The following is a 1,572-nucleotide window of genomic DNA, read 5'->3' on the forward strand; positions in this document are numbered from 1 at the left end:
GCTCGTGTTGCTCTTCTTGCTCACTACCTGGAACTGCTTCCTCCGGGACCTGTCGTCCCAGTATCAGGCTGTCCAGCTCAGAGGGGGAACTTCACTGCTGCCAGGTGGCGCGTCGTGGTGGCGGGCGACCGCCGCATCCCGTGCCCGTGCAAGCCCGAAGTCGGTGATCTTCGCGATGCCGGCTCTGTCGAGCAGCACGTTCGCCGGCTTCACGTCTTGGTGTATCAAGCCCCGGCTGTGCGCGTGATCGAGTCCCCATGCCATCTGGACAGCCGTATCGAGGACACGCGTCACCGCCTGCTGCCCATCCCCGTGATGCAGGCGTCGGTCTTGGATCCACTCGCGGAGGCTGCCACCAGACACGCACTCGGCGAAGACTCGCGGGAGGCCGCCGAGCACCCGGACATAGTGGCAGCCGCACACGTGAGGGTGGAGGCCCAGAGACACCCACGTCTCCGCCTCGGTGATGAACCACTCCTGCGCCTCCGGGCTCCGGAACACCGCTGGGCGCGGGCACTTCACCGCGAGATCGATGTCCCACACCTTGTGGTGCACGCGGTACACCACACCCATCCCGCCCCGGCCGAGCACCCCGGCCACCTCGTAGCGGCCGTCGATGACATCGCCGATTCGCCAGGTTGACGAGGCCTCCGGGAGGGAACTCCCTGCCGTAGCCAAACCTGCCTCCTCGGGCTTCGTTAGTCGACCAACGCGACATAGAGTGGCGAGCCGAGCAGTACGGATATCCCGCCGCCCGACTCGGATTCCCTAAGAGAACTCTGCCCGTACAGCAGCCGCTTGGCTACGAACTCGACCATCTGTGTCGGCCCGTCCAACCGCTGGACCACCCGATGCACCATGCCGAGCGCGCTACGATCCGCACGATCGAGGTCGTCAGCTGCCTCGTCGACGACATCGACGACATGCTCGTCCTCAAGTTCGGAGAGGGTACCCAGCCGATCGAGCATGGCCGGCATCAGCGACGTCGGCGCGCTTTGCCCGTCGACGTTCGGCACCGAGCCCAGCAGGTGCTTGCCGGAGCCGCCCAGGGCAACAACCGTCTGGTCGTCCAAACCACCGAAGAACACCAGCGGGGATGGCTCGCCTCCAGGGAATGGCCCCCACCGCATCGGGAGCAGGCCCCAGAAGAACTGGCCCGGTTCCTGGACCGATCCGAGATCGCCATAGTCCTCCAGGTGGCGCACGACCCTCTCTAGCCTCTTGATACGGTCGGCTGCTGGAGACTCAACCGCACGCTTCGCAGTGAACACCTTGAAGTCCACGCCGAACTCAGACGTGCGCCCGCCGGTGAAGCCGGGATCGATCTGCGAAAGCAACATGTCCGTCTTGCTGTCGCTGATGTAGAGGTAGTACCTGAAGGCCACCGTCACCCCGCCTCAAACTCGGTCACACTCAACCACCAGAGCTTCCTGAACTTCGACGATCAAGTATGCCCCCACGCGAGTGACGACGCCTGAGTGAACCGTTCCGGATTCGGTAGAGACTCGATCGTTTGAGAGGATCGAGTCATGGCACGTCCTTCCCAGTACCCGCTTGAGCTGCGCCGTCGTG

General features: G+C 64.4%; 2 protein-coding genes. Both read right to left on the reverse strand.

Annotation, left to right across the window (positions count from 1 at the left end; translation table 11 throughout):
• Positions 1 to 63: 63 nt before the first annotated feature.
• Positions 64 to 678, reverse strand: a complete 615-nt coding sequence (locus tag ACZ67T_RS46290; RefSeq protein WP_469993100.1) for a serine/threonine-protein kinase — start codon at positions 676 to 678, stop codon at positions 64 to 66.
• Positions 679 to 698: 20 nt separating this feature from the next.
• Entirely contained in the window at positions 699 to 1,391 is a 693-nt protein-coding gene (locus tag ACZ67T_RS46295) for a DUF7019 family protein (RefSeq protein ID WP_469993102.1), read from the reverse strand.
• Positions 1,392 to 1,572: the final 181 nt, after the last annotated feature.

It is taken from the genome of Streptomyces sp. NPDC107517, assembly GCF_055582645.1.